The 1,818-nt window shown below is 29.0% G+C and carries 2 protein-coding genes; both read right to left on the reverse strand.

All coding sequences use genetic code 11. The annotated features are described in order from the left end of the window. Window positions 1–43 precede the first annotated feature (43 nt). Entirely contained in the window at window positions 44–544 is a 501-nt protein-coding gene (locus tag ACRDBA_RS00035) for a hypothetical protein (protein ID WP_438570901.1), read from the reverse strand. 177 nt (window positions 545–721) lie between these two features. After that, a partial coding sequence (locus ACRDBA_RS00040) for a hypothetical protein (RefSeq protein WP_438570902.1) occupies window positions 722–1,818 on the reverse strand: 1,097 nt, incomplete at its 5' end.

Raw genomic sequence — 1,818 nt, forward strand, 5'->3', positions numbered from 1 at the left:
CCTCTCGGACCCGCAGGTTCCTGAAATTCCCTAGAAGGACCCGTTAGACCACAACATCATCTTCTTTTGGTGATTCATCTGGATTCTTTAATAACTCTTTCTTGTATGCTTCATACTTAATTAGTTTAATCTTATAGTCTATCTCTTCCTCTGGATTCATTATTGAATACAGCTCCTTAGCAAACTGATAATTTTCTCTATGTGCTGTAACTCTATTTTTCAAAGCTTCTTCTTTTGCTTTGCTTGTTGGTCTTTCTTTTTTTCTTTCTAACTCAATTAGATAAGCTAGAGTTGATTTATGAAGGTTTTTATAATGACCTTTCACTTCTTCTCTTTCAGCTATATGACTATCTATATCCTTCTCTACTTCTCTGAGATAGAGTAGTGTAGCATTAATTCCCTTCACCCATTTTTCTTTACTTGATAAGTTTCTTAATGTGCCATAAGATAATCTAAATTCAAAAGCCAGCTCCTTTAAATCTTCTCCAGCCTCAAATCTTTTTCTTATCTCTTTTTTAATTGTATTAGAAACTTTATTTATCACTATGACACACCTCCTATTAAAAGAATAAATTAAGTAATAAAAATGTCATTTATAACGGCTATTAGTTAATAAGGAAAAATCACTCTGATTACTCTGAGTAATATCATTCAGAATCCATCTATTTGTAAAGTGTTTCAGCCTATTTTTAAGGCTCGAAAGTTTAACCACTATTTGAAATTAGTGGTTAAAAATAAATTCCATCAAATAATTTAATTTTTCTAAATTATTACGATTGGAATAGTTCTTCAATATTGTTTTTGTCTCTCTAGTTTTATGTGCTTTGTCATGTTTATCAACAAGCTCTATTAAAAGAGTATAATCAAATATCCAGCATGATTCTTCTAAATATCTATAAACTCCTCTTTTCTCTTTTTTACCCAATTCTTTTCCAAATCTATTAGCTTTTTTAAAAGCTAGGAACTCTTTCTCTAAATTAGTCTTTATAACATTTTCTAAATGTCTTATTCCCTCTTCTAAGAGCTTCCTCTTGGTATTCTCTATAAAGATTCCATCTATAAGCTCAAAGCTGTTTAAAATAGAATTTAGACTATTATCCTTTTCATTTTTATTTGCATAATATGAAAAAGTTCTATTTAAAAACTTCCACTCTAATCTTGTTATATCTAATTCTAAATCTAGTTTTTTAGATTCTTCTGTTTTGTCATAAACAGTAACCAAAGTAGAACCGTAATTTCCTAGAAGAGTTTCATCTTGAAACATCAATCTATAGCTTTTATTTCTAGTGCATCTACTTATCTTTTTAAAGTGTGGCACTGATATGAATAATAGTTTAAAAGCTTCTTCAACTTCTAAAAAAGATTTATTAAAATTCAAATTTATCTCAACATCTTTAATTTTCGCTTCAGCTAAATTTATCTCTATGCCTTTCTCTGAAAGTTCATTTATTAGTATTAAAAGAGCTGATTTTAGCTCTATCTCCCTTGAGTTATAAATATTATGACCATTTAAAATTTTATTTGGATTAAATCTCAAGTTTTTAAAATGTGTTTCCTTTCCACTACTGTATAACCTTGTAGTACTATCTAATGTATAACTTGGCTCATCTAAACAAAATTTTTCTTGGTAATACTCCTCTGTTACTTGTTCTGTTATATAAAGATTGCTGTTATAACTAATTTCAAAGTTATATAGAGTTAACCAATCTATACCTATTCTAAATATCTTACTGGCATCTAAATTCACATTTATATACCTCCATTCTGCCAACCCCTTTCCCGAACCTTCCTGTAGTTTACACATTGGTTCATCCATAT

The sequence above is a fragment of the Clostridium sp. genome (assembly GCF_051654825.1).
GTDB lineage: Bacteria > Bacillota > Clostridia > Clostridiales > Clostridiaceae > Clostridium.